At 49.8% G+C, this 26,881-nt stretch carries 25 protein-coding genes and 3 tRNA genes; 14 read left to right on the top strand and 14 right to left on the bottom strand.

All coding sequences use genetic code 11. The features are described 5' to 3' along the window. The first annotated feature begins 255 nt into the window (after positions 1–255). The 6 genes from EKK48_27845 (at position 256) to EKK48_27820 (ending at position 4,999) form a co-directional block, all read left to right on the top strand. Entirely contained in the window at positions 256–1,149 is an 894-nt protein-coding gene (locus EKK48_27845; GenBank protein ID RTL36167.1) for a hypothetical protein, read from the top strand. A 318-nt stretch (positions 1,150–1,467) separates the two neighbouring features. Then, positions 1,468–1,827: a hypothetical protein gene (locus EKK48_27840; protein ID RTL36166.1), complete on the top strand. Its 360-nt coding sequence runs from the start codon at positions 1,468–1,470 to the stop codon at positions 1,825–1,827. Continuing rightward, a complete protein-coding gene (locus EKK48_27835; protein RTL36165.1) occupies positions 1,824–2,378 on the top strand; it encodes a histidine phosphatase family protein in 555 nt (184 codons plus the stop codon). Before EKK48_27840 ends, EKK48_27835 begins: the two co-directional genes overlap by 4 nt. A 219-nt stretch (positions 2,379–2,597) precedes the next feature. Beyond that, the gene (locus tag EKK48_27830; GenBank protein RTL36164.1) at positions 2,598–3,137 is read left to right on the top strand and encodes a helix-turn-helix domain-containing protein; all 540 of its coding nucleotides are present in this window, start codon (positions 2,598–2,600) and stop codon (positions 3,135–3,137) included. After that, positions 3,127–4,116, top strand: coding sequence for a deoxyhypusine synthase (locus tag EKK48_27825; GenBank protein RTL36163.1), 990 nt, complete (start codon positions 3,127–3,129; stop codon positions 4,114–4,116). Before EKK48_27830 ends, EKK48_27825 begins: the two co-directional genes overlap by 11 nt. Before the next feature lie 217 nt (positions 4,117–4,333). Continuing rightward, a complete protein-coding gene (locus EKK48_27820; protein ID RTL36162.1) occupies positions 4,334–4,999 on the top strand; it encodes a MerC domain-containing protein in 666 nt (221 codons plus the stop codon). Positions 5,000–5,354: 355 nt separating this feature from the next. On the opposite strand, the gene EKK48_27815 is transcribed toward EKK48_27820, so the two are convergent. The 5 genes from EKK48_27815 to EKK48_27795 form a co-directional block, all read right to left on the bottom strand. Next, entirely contained in the window at positions 5,355–6,461 is a 1,107-nt protein-coding gene (locus EKK48_27815) for an alpha/beta hydrolase (protein ID RTL36161.1), read from the bottom strand. A 457-nt stretch (positions 6,462–6,918) separates the two neighbouring features. Further along, a complete protein-coding gene (locus EKK48_27810) occupies positions 6,919–7,575 on the bottom strand; it encodes a hypothetical protein (GenBank protein ID RTL36160.1) in 657 nt (218 codons plus the stop codon). 78 nt (positions 7,576–7,653) lie between these two features. Beyond that, on the bottom strand, positions 7,654–9,135 hold the full coding sequence (locus tag EKK48_27805; GenBank protein RTL36159.1) for a tetratricopeptide repeat protein: 1,482 nt from the start codon (positions 9,133–9,135) through the stop codon (positions 7,654–7,656). Between the two features lie 136 nt (positions 9,136–9,271). Further along, on the bottom strand, positions 9,272–10,048 hold the full coding sequence (locus EKK48_27800; protein RTL36158.1) for a hypothetical protein: 777 nt from the start codon (positions 10,046–10,048) through the stop codon (positions 9,272–9,274). A gap of 15 nt (positions 10,049–10,063) precedes the next feature. Beyond that, positions 10,064–10,444: a hypothetical protein gene (locus EKK48_27795; GenBank protein ID RTL36157.1), complete on the bottom strand. Its 381-nt coding sequence runs from the start codon at positions 10,442–10,444 to the stop codon at positions 10,064–10,066. An 84-nt stretch (positions 10,445–10,528) separates the two neighbouring features. Here EKK48_27795 and EKK48_27790 point away from each other — a divergent pair, with 84 nt between their 5' ends. The 4 genes from EKK48_27790 to EKK48_27775 all read left to right on the top strand — a co-directional run bounded on the left by EKK48_27790 (position 10,529) and on the right by EKK48_27775 (position 13,575). Next, positions 10,529–11,254 carry a class I SAM-dependent methyltransferase gene (locus EKK48_27790; protein ID RTL36156.1) on the top strand — a complete coding sequence of 242 codons (726 nt, stop codon included), beginning with the start codon at positions 10,529–10,531 and terminating at the stop codon, positions 11,252–11,254. Positions 11,255–11,322: 68 nt separating this feature from the next. Next, on the top strand, positions 11,323–11,727 hold the full coding sequence (locus EKK48_27785; GenBank protein ID RTL36155.1) for a hypothetical protein: 405 nt from the start codon (positions 11,323–11,325) through the stop codon (positions 11,725–11,727). Between the two features lie 416 nt (positions 11,728–12,143). After that, positions 12,144–12,908, top strand: coding sequence for a 1-acyl-sn-glycerol-3-phosphate acyltransferase (locus tag EKK48_27780; GenBank protein ID RTL36154.1), 765 nt, complete (start codon positions 12,144–12,146; stop codon positions 12,906–12,908). 121 nt (positions 12,909–13,029) lie between these two features. Continuing rightward, positions 13,030–13,575, top strand: a complete 546-nt coding sequence (locus tag EKK48_27775; GenBank protein RTL36153.1) for a thermonuclease family protein — start codon at positions 13,030–13,032, stop codon at positions 13,573–13,575. A gap of 125 nt (positions 13,576–13,700) precedes the next feature. Here the strand turns inward: EKK48_27775 and EKK48_27770 are convergent. The 4 genes from EKK48_27770 to EKK48_27755 form a co-directional block, all read right to left on the bottom strand. Further along, positions 13,701–13,774 (bottom strand) — tRNA-Leu (locus EKK48_27770). Between the two features lie 83 nt (positions 13,775–13,857). Beyond that, positions 13,858–13,933: transfer RNA gene (locus tag EKK48_27765), tRNA-Asp, on the bottom strand. A 224-nt stretch (positions 13,934–14,157) separates the two neighbouring features. Then, positions 14,158–14,230, bottom strand: a tRNA-Glu gene (locus EKK48_27760). A gap of 436 nt (positions 14,231–14,666) precedes the next feature. Beyond that, a complete protein-coding gene (locus EKK48_27755; protein ID RTL36152.1) occupies positions 14,667–15,008 on the bottom strand; it encodes a hypothetical protein in 342 nt (113 codons plus the stop codon). A gap of 262 nt (positions 15,009–15,270) precedes the next feature. Here EKK48_27755 and EKK48_27750 point away from each other — a divergent pair, with 262 nt between their 5' ends. Next, positions 15,271–16,458, top strand: a complete 1,188-nt coding sequence (locus tag EKK48_27750) for an SGNH/GDSL hydrolase family protein (GenBank protein ID RTL36151.1) — start codon at positions 15,271–15,273, stop codon at positions 16,456–16,458. A 182-nt stretch (positions 16,459–16,640) separates the two neighbouring features. Here the strand turns inward: EKK48_27750 and EKK48_27745 are convergent, their stop codons facing one another. From EKK48_27745 to EKK48_27730, 4 genes are all read right to left on the bottom strand, one after another. Further along, positions 16,641–17,663: a galactose mutarotase gene (locus tag EKK48_27745; protein RTL36150.1), complete on the bottom strand. Its 1,023-nt coding sequence runs from the start codon at positions 17,661–17,663 to the stop codon at positions 16,641–16,643. A gap of 63 nt (positions 17,664–17,726) precedes the next feature. Next, on the bottom strand, positions 17,727–18,059 hold the full coding sequence (locus EKK48_27740; protein RTL36149.1) for a hypothetical protein: 333 nt from the start codon (positions 18,057–18,059) through the stop codon (positions 17,727–17,729). A gap of 181 nt (positions 18,060–18,240) precedes the next feature. Beyond that, positions 18,241–19,353, bottom strand: coding sequence for a LysM peptidoglycan-binding domain-containing protein (locus EKK48_27735; protein RTL36148.1), 1,113 nt, complete (start codon positions 19,351–19,353; stop codon positions 18,241–18,243). A 122-nt stretch (positions 19,354–19,475) separates the two neighbouring features. Then, complete coding sequence (locus EKK48_27730; GenBank protein RTL36147.1) at positions 19,476–21,077, bottom strand: sodium:proline symporter; 1,602 nt, start codon at positions 21,075–21,077, stop codon at positions 19,476–19,478. A 153-nt stretch (positions 21,078–21,230) separates the two neighbouring features. Here EKK48_27730 and EKK48_27725 point away from each other — a divergent pair, with 153 nt between their 5' ends. Both EKK48_27725 and EKK48_27720 read left to right on the top strand, forming a co-directional pair. Then, positions 21,231–21,854, top strand: coding sequence for a DUF3592 domain-containing protein (locus EKK48_27725; GenBank protein ID RTL36146.1), 624 nt, complete (start codon positions 21,231–21,233; stop codon positions 21,852–21,854). A 279-nt stretch (positions 21,855–22,133) separates the two neighbouring features. After that, positions 22,134–23,861: a hypothetical protein gene (locus EKK48_27720; GenBank protein RTL36145.1), complete on the top strand. Its 1,728-nt coding sequence runs from the start codon at positions 22,134–22,136 to the stop codon at positions 23,859–23,861. Positions 23,862–23,877: 16 nt separating this feature from the next. Here the strand turns inward: EKK48_27720 and EKK48_27715 are convergent, their stop codons facing one another. Then, positions 23,878–25,290 (bottom strand): class A beta-lactamase-related serine hydrolase, encoded by a 1,413-nt coding sequence (locus tag EKK48_27715; protein RTL36144.1) that lies wholly within the window; start codon positions 25,288–25,290, stop codon positions 23,878–23,880. Between the two features lie 240 nt (positions 25,291–25,530). On the opposite strand from EKK48_27715, the gene EKK48_27710 reads away from it, so the two are divergent. Then, the gene (locus tag EKK48_27710; protein ID RTL36143.1) at positions 25,531–26,814 is read left to right on the top strand and encodes a hypothetical protein; all 1,284 of its coding nucleotides are present in this window, start codon (positions 25,531–25,533) and stop codon (positions 26,812–26,814) included. Positions 26,815–26,881 lie beyond the last annotated feature (67 nt).

Here is a 26,881-nt window from a genome sequence, read left to right as displayed (position 1 = left end):
CAGACAACTGCCCCCGCGACCGTTCGGACGACTGCCCCCGCGACTGTCCAGACAACTGCCCCCGCGACCGTTCGGACGACTGCCCCCGCGACTGTCCAGACAACTGCCCCCGCGACTGTCCAGACAACTGCCCCCGCAACCGTCCAGACGACTGGCCCCGCAACCTCCCCGGCTACCTCTCCTGCTGCGACTCCTTCTGTGACCGTTCCAGCGGAGGCTCCGCGCAGCGCGACTTTGGATCGCCACAGGACTTTCGTGCAATTTATTGAGGCTGTAACAGACAAGACCGTGCCCCAGGAAATTCAGGACTTGCTCCAGGGGGTAGTGAGCCTCGAGCGGAAGGGTAACGATATCGAATTAACGAAAGAGGATGGAAGTAAGGTCATGGCTGGCGGTGAAACTCATTTTGGCGCCACCGTAATTGGTGATTTCTCGGAGGCGAGGGACAAGGTCGCGCTCAAATTCGGTCCGGAAGTTGGTGCGCTAATTGATGAATTCGTGGGCGTCAAGGCAAGTGGTTCTCATCTGGAGGTGATTCGCACTGGTCCCGAAATTGAAGACATTGATTTGAGCGAAAAGAAAATCAATCGTCAATTGCCGCTCAGACGCGTGCGGCTCTCGAAAATTTCTCTCGATGTCGATGTTGCTGACTCGCATCCTGTCTTGCGTAACATTACTGGCATCGAAGCTGTGCCGAATACTGCTTTGGAAATTCCTATAGTCCTCAAGGAGTTTTCGCGTTGCAAGAATTCCAATGGCGACGATGTTTTTACATTCGGTGTAAAAAATCCCATTCCTTTCGTCAAGCCATTTAAGAAGTTGCTGGGAATCAAAGAGATCATTCCGCTCACATGGACTGTCAAAAGGCCAGATGCAGCAAACAAGGAAATCGGCGTGAAGGTGCCTGCTGAGCAACTCGGGGAAAGGATTGGCGCTGAGACATTTAAGCAACTCGGGGAAAAGACTGGCGCTGCAACCACTGATCAACAGCTCCAAACAAAGACCGGCGCTGCGACCACTGACCAACAACTCCAAACAAAGACTGGCGCTGCGACCACTGACCAACAACTCCAAACAAAGACTGGCGCTGCGACCACTGCGCAGCCCGGTACAAAAAACGGATCCGAGACCACTGAGCAAAAAGAGTAATACCCACAAGGATTAACTCAGTTGGAGGACACTTTCGTTCTTTCAACACTTAATTGCCGCACGCTCTTACACTAAATCGTTAAATCGTTTCTGGTAATTCACAAAAATTGGAAGGTGTGTAAAATTGAATAGTAGGTAGTTGGAATCCCGGAACAGCTTACACGTGATTTTAACTGCCTATAAAGTTTTACTAGTTCGGGCAACCTTCCACTGCCCGGACCCAACAAGCAAAGCGCCCGGACATCCGGGCGTTTTTGTTGCGGTGTGAAGTGCATTTCCGCTAAGATTGTTGTTCGTATAGTTGGCGAGGTTTTCGCTGTGTCTGAGTTGATATCCGGATTGAAGATGGTCGAGGACATGTTGCAGGGCGCAGCCAAGGGATTCTTCGCCAAACTCGATGCCATGACGTTCAAAATGACCCTGGACGGACTTAAAGCTGAGGACTACGAAGCAATTTCGATAACGATTGACCAGTTGGTCAAAGAGCATCGTGCGATAAGTATTCCGCCACTGTATGTGGTATCGCAAGCTCACCCCAATCCGGCCGTTCGCAACAAGGCGTATGATGCCCTGAAAAAATTGGATCCTAAGCTTGAATTTGAGCATTTAACTGAAGGTAAGCCGGTTGAGGAAGCTGCGAAGGCTTTAATTCAACGATACGGCAACTATAAGGCATGACCTATTTAGCACAGCGATTTTTTTTCGTTCGTCACGGACAGACTGATGCAAACTCCGGTAATCTTGCGGCTGGAGCTGGTTGGGACATCGATTTGAACGAGACAGGTTTGGCGCAGGCTAGAGAACTAGCAGAAAGTGAGCACATCAAATCGTGTTTGGAAGTTCAAACAATTTGCGTGAGCCCCATGCGCAGAGCCATGCAAACAGCAGATGCCCTACGAAAGATCATAAATGCACCTGTTGTAGAGATTCATGAGTTGCGCGAATGGCATCTCGGAGACTGGGAGCGCCGCAGCTGGAGCGAATTGCCGAATCTATTTCATCCTGAGGCAAATCCGCCAAATGGCGAAAGTCAGCTCGAATTTGGAGAGCGGATTGCAGTCGGTCTGAAAAAGGCGCTTGGGCATCCCGGACCGGTGCTGATCGTCGCACACGGCGGCGTCTGGCACGGTATTGCAAGGATTCTGTCACTCCCCGGCGGTAGCATCAGCAATTGCGAATTGAAACACGTGACACGTGACCTTTCTGGCAATTCGTGGGTTCTGGGATAGTAACTCGGTAAGCCCGTCGATAAGCCCGTCTGTGAGTCCGTCCATAAGCCGTTGGTAAGGAGTAGCACTCGGTTAGTCAAGTGGCGGCTGCTTGCCTGCCTAATTCGCCTTCATCATCGCCTCTGAATACTGATTCCTGAACCGGGGAAAATTGTAACGCTGAACTTTTTTGACTCTTGTTACGTATTACTTCTTGAACCAAGTTGAGGAGGGCAGCACATGATTTTGAATGAGTTGGAGTACGCTCGAGCAAATGCGCGCATCGCCATGCTCAAATCCAGGTGCGACCTTATGCGCAGGCGGGTCGCTGACCCTTATAAGGCGGCAGCTGCCGAGATCGAAATCGATCGTCTTGAAATAAGAATTGCCGAATTAACAAATCAAGTACGGGCTTACTATCGGGTCGTTGACCGTAGCGCGGTTGTCCAAAATATGTCTGCAAGCTTTACGCAAGCGCTTATTGATATTCCCACTAGACTGATCGAACGCCGAATTAGAGTTGGCTGGTCACAATATGACCTCGCAAAGGCGTGCGGGCAAACGAGGCAAGTCATCTCCGGTTACGAAAGATCTCGCTATGCAAGCGTTTCTTTGAAGAGGTTGATTGCAATTGATTTTGTCTTACGGACTGAGGAGATCCGCCGATTTGGAGCACGAGGTAAAGAAAAGCTTGGCATGGACGCAATATTGGGCTCAGATGGTATAGCATGTCCATTTCGTGCGGCAGACCAGGATTTCGAGGGGAAAGATGAGCGTTAAGACAGAAAAACAAACAAGCGTGAAGGCTTTTATCACACGGCACTTTCGCCACTTTAACGCAGCTGTTGTTGTAGATGCGGCCGAAGCATACGTCAAACATCTGCAAACCGGCGGCAAAATGTTTATGACTCTAGCTGGCGCAACCAGCACTGCCGAGCTGGGTTTGTCGCTTGCTGAGATGATTCGGCAGGACAAAATTCACGGCATTTGCTGTACCGGAGCCAATCTAGAGGAAGATATCTTCAATCTGGTTGCACACAATAACTATGTACGCCTACCGAATTACCGTCACCTCTCATCGGAAGAGGAAGTGGCGCTTGCAGACAAAGGACTGAATCGCGTCACTGACACCTGTATTCCCGAAGACGAAGCTATTCGCAAGATCGAGAAAGAAGTCTTGCAGCTTTGGAAAGCCGCTGATCAAAAGGGTGAGTCATATTTCCCATATGAATTCATGTATCAGTTGATCAACAAGAAGATGATCGAGAAGCACTATCAGATTGACCCCAAAGATTCGTGGTTGATTGCAGCTGCTGAGAAGAATCTGCCAATCTGGACTCCAGGATGGGAAGACTCCACCCTCGGAAATATATTTGTATCTCACGTCATCCGCGGTGACATCAAGAACATACACACTGTGCGCAGTGGGCTCGAAGCCATGAAGACGCTTGCGGACTGGTACAAGGCTACTGCACCAGACTCGCCTGTTGGTTTCTTCCAGCTTGGTGGTGGCATCGCCGGTGACTTCCCGATTTGCGTTGTGCCAATGATTCGTCAGGATTTGGAAGAAGAAACCCCATTCTGGGCTTACTTCTGCCAGATTTCAGATAGTACAACTTCATACGGATCTTATAGTGGCGCTGTTCCGAATGAAAAGATCACATGGGGCAAATTGGATCTCGACACTCCACGATTCGTTATTGAATCCGACTTCACGATCGTAGCTCCGCTTGTATTTGCGTACGTCTTGGATTGGTAAGTCGCAACTTGGCTGTCGTTAGTTTGTTGAAGGGGTGCACCAGATACGGTGCATCCCTTCCTGTAAGCTTCGATGTAAACTGCTTGTTGTGCAAGCATGGAAAATTGTGTCGAGATGAGCATAACTTCAAATTCTCTTGACTTGCCTCGTGGTAAAATGAAAACCGTTTCCGTTTGGGCTGTATAATAGAGATATGTTAGGAAAAGCCGGAGCCACCTTGGAGAAAGTAACCAGGGAAGTAGACGAGCACCAGCACGAGTCAGTGCGGGCGCACAGCCAAGCGATTGCTTGTGAGAACAGCTACGCACTCACCCGTGAGCAATCTCAGGAGTCGCATATGCATGAGCCGCATGAATCAGACCATGAACATGGTCACCAGCACGGGCATGCTCACGACCACGGACATGCTCACGACCACGGACATGCTCACGATCACGGGCATGCTCACGACCACGTAATTGTCATAGAACCGGAGCACAGGCGGGAGCATAATACCCGCCAGACTATCGTGTCGATGGATGCGCTAGGTATCTTCGCTTCAACCCTCTGCCTCATCCATTGTCTCGCAATGCCTATGGTGGTTGCGTTCCTACCTGTTTTGGGTTTGCAGTTCTTAGAAGGACACGGAGCGCACCAGGCGCTGGCTGGCTTCGTCGTCATGTTTGGATTGTTAGCAATTCTGCCTGGCTATATGAAGCACCACAAGCCGGCTGTATTGGCTGGCCTTATAGTTGGCCTGACGCTCGTGCTCATTGCCACGTTCGGTTATGTAGTCGGCCTGAGTGAAGCGGCAGAGTTGCCACTCATAACAGTCGGTAATCTGGTTCTGGTAATCAGTCACTTATTCAACCGTCAGCTTTGTAAGTGTGAGCACGGTCACTGAGCAGGTCACTGAGCCCGGTCACTGAGTCGCCACCTTGCTTGGAGTAACGTAAGTCGCCACCCTTTCTATGGATGTAGATCTTGGCAGGGCCTTACTCCGATGTAATTAATTCCGTGCGTATGGAGTGCCAACTGGTGGGCATCGTTTGTCATGTAATTAATTACCTTGAAGTAAGGGGATAACAGGATACGCCACCCTGAATCGAATGGCTGGCAAAGGTTTCGGGCTATGTCGGCATGTCTTTCGTATTTGTGAGCGCCTGGAACGCTGTAAACATGCGCGTTTGATACAAATGGGTGCTGACGGCACCTATGTAAGCGTCGCACGGTCACGATCGCGGCCAGCGTATCTAGACCTAGTCGGTACGGGAGTTAGATACTTTCGGTTGACCAGAAGGTTGAATAGCTAGATACAGCAAGTTGAACGGAATTGCGTGTCCAAAGAATGTCGGATCATCTTCGGTGTAATCGATAGTCTCGATTCCAGGGATCTGCGGTTGTTCCTTGTGACGGAACGCGCCGTTCATCATGCCAAGTCTTATGCCGCCATGCAGCATCTTTGACAGCAGCAGGCGATAATCGCGATACGAAGCGAAAATGCGTGTGTCATTCGAGCATTTCACAAACAGATCCGAATACTTTTTGAAGACTTCAAAGTCGATGTCCGGCGAGCACAGGAATATATGGTCGAATTTTTCGGGCACATCCGAACCTGAAGCTTTTGCCTGTTGCAGAGACCAGCAGAGCATCCGGCATCCCATGCTGTGTCCGACCAGAATGATGTTTTCTTTTCCGTAGCGTGTACTGAGATCTTGCAAGATCTCAGTCAATTTGAACGATGCCCATTCAGCCATGTTCTCATCCGCGGCGTAAGTAAGCGGGTTGCGTCGCGAAGGCCATGAGTACATAATCACAGGCAGTTTGAGCTCACCAGACATCCGGGCTGCAACCCGGCTAGAGACGTCGATGTTCATGTCGTATCCATGCACATAGAGGACGACCTTCTTGGTGTGTCGTAACTTTTGCGAATTTGCTACTTGTTCCCAGAAGCTATCTTGCGGCAGATCTGCTGGCGGCGTCTCGCTTTCGTACTTTACTTTTTGAGATTTTGTTGATGACAGCGTGATTTCTCGGGAGCCGTAGCTCAGTGTTTCCGATTTGTCATTTGTGTATTCAGGGTTCTTGCCAGAACTTTTTTGTCGATTGGTAATGTAATAGACTGGCACCGTAGTTGGTGTCGTTGGTAAACGCGTAAATGCCACTGAATTTAGTGGGACCGGAATAGTTGGATCGGCACTTGCAGGAGACGGGACTAGGGACAAAATGAGCGCAAACGTACACGCGACTGTGCTCAGAGCTTTCATCGCCTTGGCCAATTTATTGGGTGCATCGTAGTTTGCATTCGTCATGTTCAGAATTTTTGCGGTAGCTTCCTCTTGCAACGACTCAAATTTGCTCAACATCTCTTCGGTCTTTCTAGTCTCGGTCTGGTCTCGGTCCGTATCAGCTAAATTCAGCTTGTTCTGGCCTGGTCTTTTTTCTCAATAGCCTGAATGGCCAGCAGTCTCAGCCTATTAAATCATAATAACGAGGACTGTCGCATTCCTTGCATAGTTCTCTAAAGCATAACTGCCGCAGCGCTTGGTGTCACTTGACAGGTACTTAAGGTTGTCAGATGTACGACCAGGGCGGCGTTGACGTTTTTACAATCGTCACCGAGCAAGTATATACACTCTGGAGCGTGCAGAATTAGTGGAGTTTGATTGTAAAACTTCAAAAACTTGGACTGGTGCGCCGCCTGATGGCAAATTGTGCGATATCAGCGACAAGCTCAACCGTTGTCGTGTTGTTGTATAGCCGTGTCCATCAGATTTCGCGGGACTGGGAGCTAGACGCCATGTTAACTGGCGCGTCTGATGACTAGTAGTAGAGATTGCCCCAAACGGCTTCGAGCGAGTTCATTCGGCGAGTCAATTGTTGCTTTTCTCTTCGGTCGGGCGTGCAGTATGACTGCCAATACAAATCCCACCACTGGCTGTAGGCTTCCTTTTTGCCGTTGCTCGCTTCTTTCTGTAGAACTTCGTCGCCAATCAGAAAGAGTTTCGGCATGCAGACGTCGCCGTCACATTCGTAGTTTGAGAAATCGTCGCTTTTTGTGTCTGGTCCTCGTTCGATCCAGACTTTTTGAATGTGCTTTCTCGTTACCGGGTGCAGATGTTTGAGTTCTATCGAAAATCTGTCGTCATCTCGGCGCAATCCATGTGGATGAATCTCAATCGTGCCGTCGTCAGGTATATGTTGCTTGGGCTCGATCGGCGCATTGCTGCCGTCGTAAATGATCACGTATGCCGGATGTGTGGTCAGTAGCTTGTCGAAAAGCGCTTGCTTGATGCGCATCCAGAGCCGGGTGGTGAGCGTCAGGTGCCCATCGTTCGAGGCTGAAACAGCTACCGACACTGTCTTCAAACTATTGACTAAGGAATGAAGCGTGAACGCTTCGTTACTGCCGATTGTGCTTTTGTAAAACTCGTAGGCCTGGTCTAGAGCAACTTTTTCTCTACGGTCTAAACGTGCCATGACTGTTCCCTCGCATCCGGGTTCCCAGTAGGAGATATACCCCTGCTGAGTGGCAGATAAGTGGTCCGCAGGATTAATTTAGCGTGGAGGAAACTCGAACTCAAAGAGCGCCTGACCGACAGTCAGGTCGAGTATGCCATTCTTGAAATTGGGCACGTCCCAGTAGAGTGAGCCCTCAATCGTTTGACCGGGCGCGATTGTGGTTGCACCGAGGCTGCTGCTCCTGATATTGAAGGCTGTCTGCTGCGATTTCTCGGTAACGTCGGCAGCTTTTTGCAGTGCTCTAGCTTGAGCCGCGTAGTCAGGAACTTGCGTCATCATCGTGGTCATGTTGCCGTTACGACTGATGTACGGCATCGCGCCACCGTAGCTGTAGATGGGCTGGTAGCCCCACATGCCGCCATTGCCAATCATCGTCGAAGTCATTGTCTGAGTGGCGTTTTCGCCCCAGAAGCGAATCCACTTCGCTTTCTTATTTCCTGATTTCTCAACGGTTTGCGCCAGGGTGGTAGGGTCGAGCAAGTGTGCAAAGTAAATCTTCGGAGTCAGCGTGACCAGCTGTGGTGGCTGCCCGAGAAACTGAATCGGCTTGTCCGTATCATTGCGGATTTTGATATTCAATTGTGCATACTTGGCAAATGTCGTCGAGTTGGCTGCAATAGCGGCGCCGACAGTGACACCATTGGCGGTGGTGATCTCCAGCTCGTTGCCATCGATAAATTTGCGCAAGCAATTAGGTGAGCCGTCTAAAAATCTGAATTGCACTTTGTCCCAGTACGGTTGCGGTGCATACTGTTTGCTGACTGCGTTGTAATTGAGTTTGACCTGAAGGGAAGACTCAAAACACCTTTTTGATTGTTCTTGTTTCCCCTGCTTTCGATAGATGACCCCCAGTTGATCGTTGAGATTCGCTGCCATCAAACTGTCGGCGCCGTACTTTTCGGTCTGGAAGGCTAGTGCCTGTGTGCCTATCTTTTCTGCTTTGTCCAGTTGACCATTGCGGTCCAGCAAGTTGACGAGGTGCATGGCCGCAGCGACATAGACGGCGGGCTCGTTGGCTGCATTGGCTTGCTGCAATGCTAATGCCTCCGTCATTGAGTCAAGCGCTTTGTCCATCTTGCCTTGCGTTTGATAGTAGTAGGCGTAGTCGTCCAGCAGTCGCGCTTGCAATTTCTGATCGGCATTTTTCAAAAGTGATTTGGCTTTGTCGAACTGCTTTCCAGCGTCAGATAGTGAACCCTGCCACAGTAAAGCTTCTCCAAGACCAAGCCTGAGATATCCTTCTGTTTCTGCATTGCTGCTACCGGTGGCAAGCGCGCTCGAGAAGGCTTTCTGTGCTCTTGGATAGTCTCCGGTCTCAAGCGCATTTTCGCCATCTGCATTCGATACGACGTTTGTCGCTGCTTGCACGCCCCCGGCATTCGCTGACGCCGTGGCAGCTGGTTGCAACATACCGAATGTAAGTGCCACCATAGTTAACAAAGCGGACAAACGCATATAGTCACCCCTATTGATTGTCGATCCGGTTACCACGCCTGCTTGTCGAGTCGGTCGCGGCATCGAATCGTGCTTGTCGAATCGGCTGCGGCATCGAATTTGTGATTCGGCGAATTGGATCGACGCATCGATTCCTTCCTGTCGAATCGTCTGCTGCTAAATGCTTCGAATCGGCTACTAAACAATAACCTTTTTGAGCTTATTCTTCCAGAATCTTGTACCCGAAGGGCTCGGTAACGCCCAGCTCCGGCGGCAATATGCTGGCTTCGACATCAGCGCTTGGCTCATTTCGTAGCAATTCCATGACAAATTTTTGATCGCGAACAACCTCTTGATCTTCCACATAGAAAGCGCATGAGAATACGCCCTGGTGAATGAATGCCAGGCATGTGGAGAAACTTTCCCTCAGGCTGATGGCTAGACATGCAGTCTGGGCACGGGTTTTCAACCATTTGCAAATAAATTCTACGTATTCCGCGGCACTCATATCGTCCGTCCTGAACACCGGGTATCCAAGAAACAGAGCCGACATCGGCAGTACCGTGGTCTCGTGCAGCGGATACACCTTGATGGTGCCATTTGGATAGTGTAAATCGCGCACAACCAGCTTGATTGCTTCTTCTGTCGGCTGCGTCAATGGCATCGTTTTGGTGGCGTAGATGCACCCGACGGCTCGTCCCTGATATAGAAGCAATCCCGAGCGGGTTTTGTGTGCATCATTGGAAGAGATCACGCATCCGGTAAGTGCGCTGGTCGCCCATTCCTCTATGATTTGGCGAGCATTTATTTCGCTTGTCTGCATAATTTTGAAGCTGTTGCCAATTGGCGGCGGCAACAGGTCAATTGCTCGTTTAAAGTGAAAACTGCGTTTGACGGGCGACATGTTGATGCCGCCCGCGCTGAGCTCTTCTTCAGTTGCTATTTCTGAATCTGGCTGAAATGAAATTTCGTCATCTTCAGTAGGTTTTTTGGCCATGACTCGCTTCGCGCATCAAGAGAGTTGACTGATCACCAAACGAAAGTAGAACTCAATGTCCAGACGTGAGATGCCGGCGCTTGAGTGGTCGCCTTCAGCGCATGCTTTCTCAATGTCATCATGATTGTTGATCAAAAAGGAGATAAATGACTTTTCTCGCATTGGAACATCGGGATTATTGAGATGTGCCGCAAGCTCGTCCATTTCGATGAATCCATTCTTGTTGACGTCGAGCCGGTCGAATGCGTCGTACGCGTATTGCTTGATCTCTTCGATATTTTTCTGCACCGGTGAAAGCTTCTTTTGCGAACTGGGCTCCGCCGCTGCGGGAGTGCGGCTGAACCAGGCGTTATCGAAGCTGGAATCCTTCTTTGCGGTTGCTTGTTCGTCAGCCACGTCATATCCCTCGTAAAGTCCTGATACTGCCTTATGCCCAACCTGCAACAATAAGACGCATCGGGTTACTTTTTATCAGACCGCATGACTGTCGAAACGATTCAAACTCTAGATTTTCTCGCGCCGTACACTGGTTCGAGCGATTTGACCTTGTTGGAGGTCGGCTGTGGAGAGGGTGCGCTTGCCCTCTCGCTGAGTCAAAAGCTCATTGTGACGGCAATCGACAAAGATGAGAGGGCTGTTCTAACTGCCGCGCAAAAGGGCGTTGAAGCCCTACTGGTGAACTTCCTTGAGTATCCTGAAGGCGCGGAAAAGTTCGATATCGTCTTGTTCACCCGGTCATTGCATCATATTCAACCTCTGGCAGGGGCGGTTTCAAAGGCTGCAAAGTTGCTTAAACCCTCAGGGCTGTTAATTCTCGAGGACTTTGCGGTGGAGAAAGCTGATGCCGCAACAGTTGAGTTCTTTTTCCGTGCCAGAGCAGAATTGGTTGCTGCGGGGCTGCTGTCTTCTCACTCGTTTATCCATTCGTTCGACCCTTGTGCCGATCCCATGACCTGGTGGCGTCATCATCATCTTGAAAAGCATCATGTGGCGACGGGCGCGGAGATGCTCGCGGCGATCTCCGAGCATTTTTCAATTGAAAAGGAAGATTATGTGCCCTACCTGTACAGATATTTGGTCTCGGATTTGCTGCCGGGAGTCGATACGACCGATGTGGAGTGGGCAATTTTTGGCAACGAAGAGCGCCTGTGCGTGGAAGAGAGGATTCTTCCGATCGGTTATAGATTAGTTGCTACTAAGAAATAGAATTCGCTCCTAATAAAAATTGCCCCTCCGTTATCACTCCATTGGAAGTGATTTTTTTTGGAGGATATATGACCAGTCAGCGTGTTCAAAATGTAGTGGATGCTTCATGTGGTTTTCTTTGCGGATTTTTCTTCATGTCATTCGCAACGCTGAAAGGTCATTTCTCTGATGTTTCCTTCATCGCCAGTCTAGCTGCTCTCTCAGCCTGTTTCGGATTCGGTTTGATTCAGCATCTGCGCAGAATGCCTGTTCAAGACAAGAATTTCAGTTTTGCGATTGGCGCACTTGTGCCGCTCTGCTCGCTGCTGTTCTACAGCTCACTGAGAGCGCTTTCGTCATTCAATGCTGAACCGAAGCCTACCTGGATGCTTGTGTCGTTAGCAATTTCGCTTGGTGTTATTGCCACTCGGACGATGGTTTCGATTGCACCGTCGCTGTTTACTTCAATCAACCATAGTCTGTCACGACGCTAATTCGAAGTCTCCGTTGGTCCAGAAGACCGGGAGAGATGAGAGAGACGCAGCAGACGAGCAAGCCCCAGCTTGATTCTAAAGGTTTATCGCGAACGAGACGCACTATCAGTTTTCCTGATAGTGCGTTCTCCTTTTCAAATGTGCGTTCTCGTTTTCAGAGCGCGTTCTCTTTCATAGTGTGTTCGCTAGAGTGTTCTCTTTCATAGCGCGTTCTGCTATGCCTTATGATTATCGAGCTGGTTTCCGCGCGTGACGTGTTCGATCGAACACAATTTCAGACGACCAGGATTATCACCAGCGAGCTTGCGACAACCACGTGACCATCCACTTTTCTAAGTGTTGTTATTGCAACATTAAAAACTGGACTGTACCGATATACTTTCTGTAGACTATGGCCAGCCTTGAAGAATGGACCGATGAACAAATTTTTGTCAGTACTTTTCTCGATTTATTTCTTCGCTTCATGCGCGGTACTCTACTCCGTGTGCGCAATGATTTGTCTGCTTACGGCACCGTTTGATCCACTAAGAAAGGCTTGTCATGCCTTTTCATGCTGGTGGGGATACCACTATTTTCAGCTTAATCCTTTCTGGAAGCTTTCGTATGAAGGTGTCGACAATATTAGACCGGATAAAACATACGTCCTGATAGCTAATCATCAATCGCTCGCAGATATTCTGGTCATCTATGGATTACACAGAAGATTTAAGTGGGTATCCAAAGAATCCATTTTTAAAGTGCCTTTCGTCGGCTGGAACATGGGACTAAATCAAGATGTGCTTCTGCGCCGTGGCGATATCAAAAGTATTCGCGAAATGATGGATGTTTGTCGAACCTGGCTTAAAAAGGGCTGCTCCATTGCGCTGTTTCCGGAAGGCACTCGTTCTGAAGATGGCGAAATACATGCCTTCAGAGATGGTGCGTTCCGACTGGCTATGGACTGTGGAGTGCAAGTGGTGCCGATAGTGATCGATGGAACCTTCGATCTTCTGCCGAAAGGAAGTACGACACTCAACTTTCGAAAGCACATCAGAATTAAGGTGCTGCCGCCTGTGGATGCGAGCGTGTTTAAGGGCAGTTCCGGAGATATGCGCACTGCTGTGCGCGAGCAGATGATTGCAGCGCTGGCTGAAATGCGCAAACAGACCACGACTATTGCCGAACCTGCTCCGGTGCTCTAGCGGTAAAGTCTGAAATAATGCTAGGAGTAAACTATCGTGCATCGCGGAATCAATCCGCATGACGAGTTGACGAATTGAGATCCCGGATAATTCACCAATTCATTCTTCGAGGGACAGAGTCGTGTCAAGAGTAAGTGTAATGGCAGCATCGTGCCTGATGTCCAGTCTCAGTTTTTTCAGTTTGATTGCGGTCTCAGTTTCTCCAGCCTTTGCAGAGACATTTTCAGCCAAGGTCGTGTCGGTTCCAGACGGCGACAGTTTGAATATTGTGCGCGCACCGGGTGGAAAAAGCGAGAAAGTAATTTTGTATGGAATCGATTGCCCGGAGATGGGGCAAGAATTCGGCCAGGAAGCACGTGCCTTCACCGATGGTGCATGCTACAAGAAGGAAGTTAAAGTCGAAGAGACCGGAAAAGACCCTAAAGGGCGCATCGTCGCCAACATCTATCTGACCGATGGCACGAACTTGAATCAGAAGCTAGTGGAAAAAGGATTAGCCTGGTGGAGCGATAAATATGCCCCAACTGACAAAACTTTGAAAGATTTATTTGCCGCGGCAAAAGCGCAAAAAATCGGATTATGGTCATCAGCGACCAAGCCTATTCCACCGTGGCTATTCCGTAACGGCGAAAAAAATGTAGGCGCTCAAATCCGACCGAAAGACTGAGATTTTCGTGATCTGTGAAATCCAGGTTTATAGATTCGGAGCACCTGGACTTGCACCAGGGAAGCCGTGAGGCGGCTGCTTTACAGGCAGGTGGATTTGCTGCTCTCCCATGCTCCGGTGTATTTTCCCTGAAGACGGATTCGAACCGTCAACCCACTGCGTTTAAAGCAGTTGCATCTGCCAGTTGTGCTACTCAGGGAAATTGGTCTGAGCGGAAGGTGCTGCCCCCTCTACCTCTCGCTTCCAAAGCGAGCGCTCTGCTAGATGAGCTACGCCCAGATATGGCGGTGCCGAGGAGATTCGAACTCCCGTTTTCTGCGCTGACAACACAGCGTCCTGGCCGCTAGACGACGGCACCATATTTAGTGTGCGAATTATTTGTATTGTTGTAAAAGGCTGCGCTCCTCTAAGGCACTGGATATGGTGCCGCTGTGCAACGACTTGATGCGCAAGATGTTTGCGCACTGACGTGTTGTGGATTGTTTGAAACCTAATACTGGCGTGCTTTTACGGGATTGGAATTGGATCTGCAAAGTGTCTGCACTGTGCAGTCTTCGAACCAAAATCGAACACACAAAGATATAGCGCTAGCGGGGTTCGAACCCGCGTTCCCAGATTGAAAGCCTGATTTCCTGACCAATTAGAAGATAGCGCCGCGTTTAAGTTGACTGGTGCAGAAGCCGCCAGATTAGCCGTTAAACGCGTTTTTCTCTCGATGAACATGATCCTTTTCCCTATATAAATTCACAACAAAATTCAGCCTTCTCGGCTGCGTATCGTTTTGTTGTGGATAGGGATACAGTTTCATGACCTTAGACCTTTATTGTCGCGCGCCAATTTGCGCGATCTCTCTATATCTAGATTACATCCAGTTCTTTTGCAGGTCAAGTGTAATTTGCAATTTTATTTCAAGCAAAAAAATGATGCGAACTTCTAAAGTTGACGAATTGATTTTGAGGTTGTTCCGATTGAGAAAAAAAATGATTGCGCAGATTGCGAATTTAGATCTGAGCAAATGGTTCTGCGTATCATCTCAAATTCTCTGCGCATCAGCTCAGGTTCTCTGCGCATCAGCTCAGGTTCTCTGCGCATCATCTTGGTTTGCTTGCATCTCTGAGCATTCGATCTCGAATCTCAGCTTGTTGCGCCAGACAATTCACGACGATCGCTTTTGGTAAACCAAACTTATCGAGGAGCGCTTCAATTTCTTCTGCGTTTGCAGATACAGAAACCACTTCGGCTTTGAACCAGATGTCTGGTTTGTCGTCGGAGCTGTATTCGACCATTCGCACTGTAGCGCGGCTCGATGGTGGCGCCTGGTGTTCGCTTTTTGCTTCATCAGCCACTGCGCTGAATACATCGTCGCAGGGTGGCATGGATTGCCATCCTTCGTCGAGCAGGTGAAAATCGTAGTTGCATCTGTTTATGGACATTTTGGAAACCCGCCAGTTGAACTCGACGCGCGCTGCTGGAGGATGTTAACCGAGACTATCAAAAAAGGAAATATGTACCGCTTTTAATACTTGAGCTGTTCTTGTCACGGCTCTGCCGGAACTGAGAGCAACAGGCACTTTTCAATACAAAAATCCTTGAACCCCCCATATTTGCCATTCCCTCTCCCCTTTGAAAGTTCTCATAACCCTGCCACAGCAATCAATTTGGCATTATGATCAACGGGTTTATTGGTTAGTTTGAATGGCAGCGACCGATTCAAAATCTACTCGAAAATATTTCAGCGCCGCCCTTGTTTCGGTGTGCCTTTTGCTGGCGCTAGATGCGTGCTATTCACTCGCGCGTCCCCAGGGGAAAGAAGACCGTTTCCAGCTGGAGCAGTCTGATGTTCTCAATGTCTTAAAGGCTTATCGCAGCGAACCCAAAACACCCGATCTTGCATTGCTCGGCTCCTCTCTCATTGAAGTTCCAACCATTGAAGCTGCTGCCATCGCGGCGAATAAACCTGTTGATCGGCTTACCCATCATCGCTGTGATTATCTGGAGAAGGAGCTTGCTCCCGCAGTGGGATATCAGCCAACCATCGTCTCTCTTGCAGTTGGTGGGGAGATGGTCTCTGACGCCTACTTGCTGGCGAAACGTTTATTGGTTGGCGATCGCGCTCCGCGTGCCATCATATACGGTATCGGACCTCGTGACTTTCAAGATAATTTGATGCCTGGTGTCGATTCCAGTGACACGTTTAAGATGTTATCGTCAATGGACGACGTGCCCGACTTGTGGTTGTCGCGGCAACTCTCGCCTGAAAGCAAATTGGCGCTGACGATTGAAAATCTTTCCGGCTTGTGGGGCAATCGCACACAGTTAGCTTCATATACAAATCAGTCGATGGCAAAGACGTTGACTCCGTTATTTCCGGAAATGAAGCGCTCTATTTCCGATGCCCCTAAAAAGACAGATGTGCGTACCTTCATTGCAGGCATGATCGGTCCAGGGCAGGCGGTTTGGCATCCAGACGACGAGTACATGCTGCAGAATTATTTGCAGCGCTATAACCCGATTGCACCGGTTCAAATCGAAACTCAATTGGGTTATTTCGAGCGGCTGATTCAGTTGTGCAAAGCCCGCAAAATACCGATTATGATTGCCAACATGCCGCTCGGTGAAATCAATAGAAAGGTTATGGCGCCTGGATTTTACGAGAAGTATCTGGCTGATACGAGACGAATTTGTGCTGAGCAGAATGTTCCTTACGTTGATTTGAACGTTGCACCGCTCGCTTCGAAGGAAAATTTCCTGGATACTGTTCATTTGAATCCGACCGGCAGCGCGCTTCTGTTTTCGATGCTTTCGAAGCGCATTGATCCTGCAATTGCGGTGGCTTTGAAGTCCGATAGCGCCCTGGCGACCAAGCCAGCACAAACGTACTAGGTACAGTCGGCGCGCGCTAGTGCGTACACAGCTACGGGTGTTCAGCTAAGCGGCGTAAACAGCTATGGTGTAAAAGCTACAGGTATTCAGCTAAGCAGCGTAAACAGCTATGGCGTAAAAGCTACAGGTATTCAGCTACGCGGCGTAAACAGCTACGGCATACAGAGCTTTCGCGCACAAAGCTACGGCGTGAAATCCAGAGTGTATCTTTCAAGATACTCTTCGCCCGGTCGCAAAATTGTGTTGCCAGGGAAGTTCTTTTGGTTGATTGAATCGGGAAAGTGCTGTGTTTCCAGCGCAATTCCACTGAAATCGTAGTAGGGGCTCTTATCACCCAGTTCGTGGAAGGATTGGCTTGTAAAAATCTGTAGCCCGGGCTGTGTTGCATAGATTTTTAAACGTCTTCCGCTCGCTTTTAGCTCCGCCTTTAATGCAGTCGAGTCTTCCCAATTGCGGAAACAGAAATTGTGATCGTAGCCGCCGCCGGCTTCTTCATGTCGCTCTCCAATTGTATGGAACTGCCGGAAATCAAAAGGAGTGCCTGCGACTTCTTTCAATTCGCCGGTGGGAATCAAGGCATCATCAACCGGTACGTAATGATCCGCATGAATGAGCAGCTCATGATCGAGGATATTGCCAATAGCCACTCCATGCAAGTTGAAATAGGCATGGTTGGTCATGTTGACGATTGTAGGTCGATCTGTGGTGGCTTGAAACTCGATTTCCAACTTGTTGTCGTCAGTCAGTTTGTATGTTACGCGGGCGCTCAAATTTCCTGGAAAACCTTCGTCCATGTCTTTGCTCAAATGCGTGAAAACGACTGTTTTTTCGTCTGTTTGTGACGCATCCCAGAGCGCTTTGTCGAATCCCACATTGCCACCATGCAAGGTGCACGTTTTGTTGTTGAGCGCTAACTTGTATTCTTTTCCATCCAGCATAAACTTGCCGCGCGCAATTCGATTAGCGTAACGACCGACGGTGGCGCCGTAATAGCATTTGCAGTCGAGGTAATCCTGCAAATTGTCGAAGCCGATTGCGATGTTGGCAAACTCACCTTGACTGTTCGGAACCCACAGTTCAGTCAGTGTTGCCCCGTAATTGGTAACTTTCGCCCTGGCTCCGCCCCTGTTGATCAGCGTGAAGAGTTCGGCTTTTCTGCCGTCGGCTAGAGTTCCAAAAATTTCGGCTTTCAAATTTGTATTCATAACAGACCTTATGCTCAATCTCGACCGTCGCAGGCTGAGTTTACATCACGTTCGCGTGAGTACTCACTTGATGCGACGCAGTCCGGGTCTGGGCAGTGTCAGAAGATCGGCGAAGTGCTCGCGCAAGAACTCGACTGCATCGCGCTCTGTGACCATGTCAGTTTCTTTTTCGAATTCAGCGCGCTTGAACTTTTTCATCGAAGCTACAAATTGTTCCCAGGATAGCTTCTTGGGACTGTCAGGACCAATCGCGATGTCGAGAACAAACTTTTCGCCGACTGGCAACTTTTGCAAATCCCAAGTGAGCGCTTCGATGACTTGTTTCGTTTCGACTTCGTTCAGACAGTCGTCTGGCAAGTCAAACTGATAACAGTTTCCATGTCTTACTTTTGACATGTCCCCACCTCCAAGACTTCAAATGCTAAGCCATATCGGCTGTGAGGGCAACCGTGGGGCTAATATTTAATGATGGATGTAAACAGAAAGGTCACACCCCCTGCGATGTGACCCTTCCTTCTCCAGAAATCATTTGTCGGTGGTAAACCACCACTACCTGTCCGGTTTGATTGTCATTTGTCTAGTTTGCTTGACGAGCTGCTGCCACCTGTTCGAAGGAAATTACTCGACCGTCTCTGCCTGTGACGGCGCGATAAGTGGTTCCGTTATTTGTGCTGATTGTCGTGTCATAGCGTCCGGTGCGTGCGTTGAAGTTCGTTTCGACCTGACGTACTTCTCTGATTGGTTGGTCTCCTGTCGGTGTTCTGATGGTGAGATCGGCACCGTTGCTGGCGAAATTGGTTTCGTAATTGACGACGCTGCGTACTAATCGTCCGGATGCATCAGTCGTTTGTTGGGCTGTGTACCTGGTATCGCGGACCCATCCGTCGTTCAGTTTGCCAGTGAAGTTAGTAACAGTGCTGCCGTTTTCCAGGCGCTGGCTCAGACCTGCTTCTCTAGTTGCCACTGCTGGGTCGCGTGAGCGGTCTCCAGCTAATCCCGGAACAGCGAGCGGGTTCGATGCACCATTGCGAGGAGCAAGTTCCGAATTATCTGGTGAGAGATTCGGGGTGTAAGGACCAGCTGGTCTGTCTGGGCGCTGTTGTGCAGGTGGTTGTGGCGCATCGCCTGGGCGTCTTTGTGCTTCCTGCGCGTTCGGAATGCGCAATTCGGTTCCAATTGGTACACGGTTCGGGTCTGCCAGATTGTTTTCACGAGCGATGGTGTTTACGTGTTCGAGAATTTGAGCGTTAGTCGGACGTTGACCATTCTGTTGTTGCAGAGAATCGCGCGCTACGGACCAGAGTGTGTCGTTTTGGCGAACTGTATAACTGCGGCTTCCGTCGACGGGGTTGTTAGTAATTTCGCGGGTGCCCATGCGTTCTGTGGCTGGCGCTGCAGGAGCAGAGCTTTCGACACGCATGTTACGGGCATCGCGTTGTTCGACCGTGCGTCCATCTTCACTGACGGTGACCAGGCGACCCTGCTCGTTTACACCGGCGATGCGGAAGTCTGAGGGAAACCCGAGGGCGCGCATGTCAACGCTTCTATTGATTTGATCCAGATTGCGCTGCAAGTGTGCAGGATCATTCTGTTGCATTTCTCTGATCTGACCAGCAACACGAGAGAAATCCTGGTTGCTGCGCATCCCTTGCAGGTCGTTAACGATATTGTCTACTTCGCGATTGCTCATTAGTAATTTGCTCCGATTGATTTGAGAAGAATGCTTGCTCCGTGATACCAATGTAATTTTTTGGCGTGACGGGTCGGTGGCACTTTTGTGACAGTACTGTGGCAGTCTAAATTTTCTCGAAATTACTCTTTTGATTCGCTTCGAAAGGCGGCGGCGCAAGCCATAGTGACCAGCGAGCCGAGCATGATGCGCCAGGGAAAGCCGATTACTGGCACAGGCGCCAGGAGCGCTACAACGCCCTTCAGCCCCAACGCCTCCGCCGTGCCTGAGGCGAGCCCGCTGTAGATTGCCACGACAAGGAAGCCAACCAGCATTCCTATTAAGTTGCCGGTATCCGTGCCCCGCCCTTTAGTGAGTAGTCCCAGCAAAAAGATTCCCAGCATCGAGCCGTATGTGTATCCGAAGATGCCGAGAACTATCGGTATGATGCGAGAATCTGGATGTGCGATGACAAAATATGCTGTTGCCACTGCCACCACAATTACCAGACCGGCAAATACATAAGTGAATTTGCGCACATCGCCGACTGCCACCTCATCCTCTGTATGTTCGGTGTGACCAGCCCGGGCTTGAACGAAATCGCGAGTGTAGCTTGTTGCCAGTGCATTTAAAGCCGCACTGAGCGAACCCATTGCAGTAGCGAAGATGCCTGCGATGAGCAGACCGCGCAAGCCGATTGGCATTTGTTTGAGAATGAAGTAGGCAAAGACTTCATTTGTTTTTGTGGGCAGCCCTGCATCAGCGTGGGCTTGATAGTAGAGATTCAGCAAAATTCCGATTGTCAGAAAAATGAATCCGATGGGAAGATCTGCCAGACCAGAGAGAACAAGCGAGATTCGACTTTTCTTATAGTCAGGTGCAGTGAGCATTCTCTGCACCATGTCCTGGTCTGTGCCGTGCGTTGCTAGCGTCGTGAAAGTCATGCCGATCAGCGCCGCCCAAATTGTGTAGTCAGCGCTGAGAATTTTGCCCAGGTTGGTCAAAAGGCTGGCGCTGGCATCTGTGCCAACGGTAATCATGGAAAGCTTGCCGCTGTGCAAAAGCTGGTCTACTGCCGCATGAGGTATTTGCGAGAGCAGGACAAATATTGCACCTATGGCGCCGCCGATCATGACTGAAGATTGGATACAGTCAGTCCAGATAACCGCTTTGATGCCGCCGATGGCCGTGTAAAGCGCAGTGATCAATGTGATCAGCACTATTGAAACAAGATAAATCAGGAATTGCTGCGATGCGCTCGGTTGTACTCCGGTAATCAGTGTGAATGCTACTGCGAGCACGATTGCCGCTACGTACAATCTGGCTCCGGATGCGAGAATGCGCGTCACTAGAAAAATTGCCGACGCAGCCTTTCGCGTTCCCGGTCCGAATCTAAATTGAAGGTATTCATAAATTGAATAGACATTGCGTTCATAGAATGGTCGAAGAAATACAAATGCCACTATAATCCGGCCGATGATCATGCCCAGCACGAGCTGCAAATATGTGTAGTTTACGAGTTTGTATCCCTCGCCTGGTGTGCCCAGGAACGTAGCCGCGCTGGTCTCGGCAGCAATGATGGATGCCAGCACTGCCCACCAGGGGATCGATCTACCCCCGAGTGCGAACGATTCGAGTGAATTTTCCTTTTGCCCAAAGACAAGGCCGACGAAAACGACGGCGCAGAAATATGCAGCGATGACGAGCAAATCGATGGCAATTTGAAAGTCAATTTGCATTGGCATTCGGTGTTTCAGTTTTTTGTGACGGACTGGTTGTCATGATCTTCGGGCTCAGCGGGTGAAGACGTGGCGGGAGCTGTATCCAAATATATTGCATCGCTGCCGTCGCATGTGGTGCAAATGTGAGTGTACTCATTCATGGTGCTATGCTTGTAGTTGGATTCGGAATTCGAGGGCAACGCAGTGGCTACCGCAAACGCTAAAAAGCAAGCTGGGGCGACTTCCGGAATACGGTTTCTGATTGCCGGTTTCGTTTTTCTCTTGGTTCTGTTCTTCTACGCCTGGGACTATGTGGACGGGCTCTCTTACTTTCGAACCGTGCAAAGCTGGCCGGTAACAGAAGGTATCATCGATCGAAATACATTGGCGCCTGTGATACCGCGCGACAAAGTCGACCCTTTGCAAAAAACCTTCGCTCCGCCTTCTGAGGAACAGGGAATTCAATATAGCTATAAAGTGGATGGCAAGGACTACAGCTCGACACGATTGGTAGCGGTGCAGCCACGCAAGTTTTTGCAGAGTCTGAAGATGTTTTACGACATGCCTGACGAGAAGCAGCTAGGCACAAAGTATCCAGTCGGCACTCCCGTTGAGGTTCATTACAATCCCGAAGTGCCATCGGAAGCTTGCCTGGATGTTACTGCCGGCTGGAAAAGTCGCTACATTGCTATTTGCTTCAGTGCATTGACAATCGTCGTTCCCACCATCGGTTTCCTGCTAGCCAGCCTGTTTATCCTGAAGGCTGAAGCTGCCGGAGATGTCAATCGCAGCGAAACTTAGTGAACTTGAACTTAGTGAACTCACATAATCACGTATTTTGACGTATTCTTAAAACTATTTCTTGTTTTCAGCGTCAGCCATGTCTTTAAAATCACCATAGACGGTGCGCCTCTAAAAGGTCGGTGACAGCCATGCCGCTGAGCTTCCATTGTAGCCGCTTGTGTGGAGTGTTATCCGCGGAATAACCACAATTCGAACTTATGATTTTTTCGCGATTAAAGGTCCCAAGACGAGCATTTGCTTGTTGGAAATAAAAGTAGTTTTCAAAGGTGTCTCATAGTGGCCAGTACACATCAAAAAATGAACAGCCTGATTTTAACGTCGGCTTTACTACTTCAATTTAGTTTTCCAGCTTTAGCTGCGGACCTGCAATCAGACCCCACAATTCAAACGGAATCTTCTGCTCAAGCCGCTACTGATCGCAATGCAAATCAGGCGACCTGGTTAGATCCGGACGTGTCGAAGTCGTCAAACATCGATGCATCGATAGCAAAAGCAGCCGAAACGCAGGCGGATGCTGCGGCAAAACCCGAAACGGAAACGAGAGCGGAGGCTCCTGAAACCTTCGCGAAAGAGGAACCGTTTACAGGTTTTGCGCCTTCGAAGGAGCTATTGGCGTCTTCTCAATTGGCTGCAGTTCAACCAGAGCCCACAACTGACGCCATTCTTCGTGGTGGCGTGTATAGTGATCCGGTTGTCGCTGGTAAACAAGTGGATGATCTGACACGTCAGATTCTAATTAAGTTGATTGAGCTTGAACGGTTCAATTTGCACTACACCCTCGAAGTCGCCAAACAGGGACGCTGGAAGGGATGGCGTTACGCATTCTTCCAGGAAATCAATACCGGAACCGGTTTGGCCGGTTCAATCATCTCTACGGTCGAACGCGGCAGTCACCTTCACAGTCCGGGAAGTGTTAGTAGGGTCGTGCAGCAACGCGCCAACATTGTTCCGATGATCGGTTCAATAATCGGTGCTGGTGCAGCAGCCATGGAATTTGGTATCAACGAATATCACGATGTCGTTGCTCGCTCCAAAGGGTTTGCACCCAAGACGGCGCGCTTGCATGTTGCTGGCATCAAGGCAGACATTGACCGTCTGATGGCTCAGCGAGAGGCCTTGTTAAAAGTCGAAGAGACATCTTCCGCGTTGCAAGCTCGTGCCCACATCGATGAGGCCGAAACTAAAGTCTTGAACGACTTGCGCGACGAATGTGTAATGGAATTCGAGCGCTATCAAATTGGTGCTCGGAAGATCTTTGCCTTCCAACAGTCGCAATACTTCTTCGACTGCACCAAATACACGCTCAATGCCATCGGTTCATATTTTGCCTATAAGTCTCTCCATGACCACGATCGTCGTTGGAATGGACGAGCTGGCGTTATGTGGAATATCTCCGGCGGTGTGTTTATCTTTGGTCCAATCATCAGCCGCGTCATTGCGAAGGGTGTGGGCGAAGGACATAAAGCTGCACTGAGAGCCACTGTGGGTGATGCTCATGCAACTACGATCGCTAAGCTCGAAGCCGATCGGCAGATGTTGGAAAATCTCTGCAAGAGCGCAAATTGCAGTCCGGACAAAGTCGAAACGGCAGTGGTAAGAACTGCGATGTATGAAGGGCATCAGAAGCGGTTCTCACAGGAAATCACGGGTGGGCAAAAGTCTGCCGCTAAAGCTAGAACCACTGCAACGCAGAACATCGGAGCCGGTATTTTTGTTGGTGGAGCGAGAGTTGCCTCTGGTGTGTTATTCACCATTCCTGGTTTCAATCGCGCCTTCAACGGCAAGACCGAACGTGCCGGCAAAGTCACAAACCAGGACCTGTTCGCCGCTGCTGTTATTGGTATTCCGGCCAGTACATTCGCGATGTTAGACACATTGCGAATTCAAGTCAGTGGCGAAATCAATCGCCAGAAACTCAAGAAAGCTGGAATGCTACCGGCTCAACTTGCCAATGCTCGGTTGAAGCAGTTGGATGAGATGGAAACACGGTTGTCGCTCAAGTGATGCAACTGCATTGCTTTTATTTGGCTACCTTTTCTTTTGCCTGAACGAGTTCTGTGACTTCGTAATACTGGATAAGTGGTGGCACCTGTGGTGACAGTTTGAAGGATAAGCTCAAAGCTTCTTCGCCGTCCCCGTCGAGGACTGTAACATCGGCGCAAGCGGCGTTCTGGGCGACGATTTCACCGCACTTGAGCGGGCGTTTTATCTCGGAGAAGACTTCGAAATCTTGTTTCCGACGTCGCAAAGATTCGTCGAGTGCTACGTTATCCGCGAAAATTTTCTGCGCCCGCTCGTCGCTCCAATCGTTCAGCCAGGCGATAAGAGCCTCGGCATGTCTTTGTAGAGCAGCGGTCGGACGTACTCTGGGTGCGGGAAGTAAGCCTTCGGCCAGCAAGGTCTCAAGGGCAATGTAATTCGCGTCGAACATTGGTGCGTAGGTAATATTCGCCAGTGCAATTAGTGCGACTTGCCGCTCCGGGTGCCAGATCATATTCGTTCCGTATCCGGGCAAACCACCTGAGTGTGTAACCAGGTAACCGAGTTTGGTGTCATCAAATATGCGCAGCCCCATGCCGTATCCGGCGAATATATTTCGTTGCGAAAGACCCGGTGCGCTCGTCCGTCTTACTGCACGAGATATCTGCTGCATCTCTCTGCGACTGGCTCGACATAATGGACCCTCATCTTTTCCATCTCTTGCCGGAAAAGCATTCAACATAAAGTTGGCCCAGAGCAACAAGTCATCGACATTACTCCACAGTCCTCCCATAGAGGCAAACCCGCCGTCTCCGAGTGGCGGCGAGCCCTCATCGATTGCCGCTCCTTCTCTGCGTCTGTGCGGCGTTGCGTGGTGTGCCAATGGCGTCCATCCAGTCGAATGCATTCCTATAGGTGCCAGAATTTCTTGACTGATGAACTCTTGAAACGATTGACTTGACGCATTACTGATAACGCGTCCGAGAATCGCGTATCCGTAATTCGAGTAACAAAAATCTGTGCCGGGTGGTTCCGCAAAATAGCCGCCATCAGCGAAGAGCTTCTGCAGAAATTCATGGTCTGCGTCGAGGTGCCTATCGCCCCATGGGTCGTCGGTCGCCAGTCCTGAAGACATCGTCAGCAGATGCCTGATTGTTACTTTGGGGGAGTCGCTGGTTGGAAGAGGCAAATTCTTCAATTCAGGAACGATGTCGCCTACAGGTTGGTCTAGCTGTAGCTTGTTTCGATCTCTGAGCAACAGCACTGCCGCCGCTGTAAAGCTTTTACTCATGGAGGCAATGCGGAATTGCAGAGTATTGTTGTGTGCAGCGATTTTTTTGTTGCCGAAGGTGATTCCGTACGCCAGGCTCGGCGCTTTGCAGGCGTTTTGAATCAAATTGAAGTGTGTCTTCAGCACCGCTGAAGCGTTCGGATTTTTCTCGCCCTTTTTCACGTAAAGCCTCCACTGACTCTGTTGTTGCTAGTTTACGACACTAACGCATTGGGAATGATTTCCAGTCTCAGCGAGACCTTTAAGGATTTGTGTAATTTCGTTAAGGTTGTCAAGTTGAAGCGTAGGATGTTGCTACGGAAAAGTATGAAGTCCCCGAAAAGCTAACCATTCAAGCAGTGCCACCAGGCAGGCTTGGAGCGTCTTTCTACTGATGCCGAAAAACACTGCAGGAGTTGCGTGATGCCTAACGAAGATGAAGAGCCCAAAATTGCGAACCTTCCTGGTTACCAATTCTTCAGCACCGATCTCAACTATAACTATTTCGGTGATCAAAGTGCGTCAACGCCGGATGTGTTAGCCACTAGTGCCGGTTCATCATCACTAGATCTGTTGACGACAAGTGCCGGTTCATCATCACTGGATCTGTTGACGACAAGTGCCGATTCATCATCATCACTGGATCTGTTGACGACAAGTTCCGGTTCATCATCACTGGATTTGCTAACAACAAGCGCCGGTGCATCATCGCCGAATTTATTGACGACAAGCATCGGTTCATCGGCGCCGAATTTATTGACGACAAGCATCGGTTCATCGGCGCCGAATTTATTGACGACAAGTGCCGGTTCATCAGCGCCGAATTCGGTAGGGACAAGTGCTGGTCCATCAACACCGAATTCGGTAAAGACAAGTGCGGTTTCATCGGCTCAGAACGCACCTGTGGTCGAGAATTCTCCTGTTCGCGTTGCCTATTCGTTAACTGAGGACGGACCTGAGCCAACTTTTGAAGAACGAGTTGCCGCAATGGAGCGAGAAATCGCAGCTGCTGACGCCGCTTCTGCCGCTGCGCGTGCTGCCGCCGCCGCCCGCCCTGCGACTGCGCCAAATTCTGAAATTAGTTCAGCCTCGATTTTTGCTCCCGCTAAAGCACGAACTCCTGATTCGTTGTTTGCGCCACCTCAACATCTTGATACGACTCCAAATTCTTTTGCAGCACCCGTTACGTGTACAGCTTCGGCTCCTGCTCCGGTGTCAGCCGTTCACACAACACCAGTAACATCACCTGGATACGTAGCCCAGCAGGCTTCGACTCCGGTTCAATCTGAGCCAAAATGGAACCAGTACGTGGAACCGAGTGTGGTGCCTGACGTATTTAGTTCAACTTTCAATTTCAATCGCTCGCTGCTCAAGATCTTCTGGCGTATAGATATCGATCACAACAATCGTGTCAGCAAGAACGAGTTGGCTATTGCCCTGCAAGAGAACTGGTTTGAAGGTGATGAAAGAGTGCTGGCAAAACTCTTGTATGAGAGCTACGAAGATATATCGCCTGAAACGATCTTTTGTGATGCAGGGCTGTCTGTCAACAACATTTTGAGCTTTGGACCATTTGCAGAGATGGCAGCTTCTCAGTTGGAGTCACAGATTCCTGAGCCTGTACGACCAGAAAAAAGTGCGCGCCCTGCGCAAAAGAAATCTAATAACAAATCTGCGCAGTCACTAAGAAGCTTATTTAAGCGTTAGTGTGATTTCAAGGGGCGAGGCGAAAATCACGCGGGATATACCTCTCCCGCTGGATTGAAGAGCAGCT

It is taken from the genome of Candidatus Melainabacteria bacterium (genome assembly GCA_003963305.1).
Lineage (GTDB): Bacteria > Cyanobacteriota > Vampirovibrionia > Obscuribacterales > Obscuribacteraceae > PALSA-1081.
Note: the sequence above shows the minus strand (reverse complement) of the source record. Positions and strands in the feature narration are given on the sequence as shown.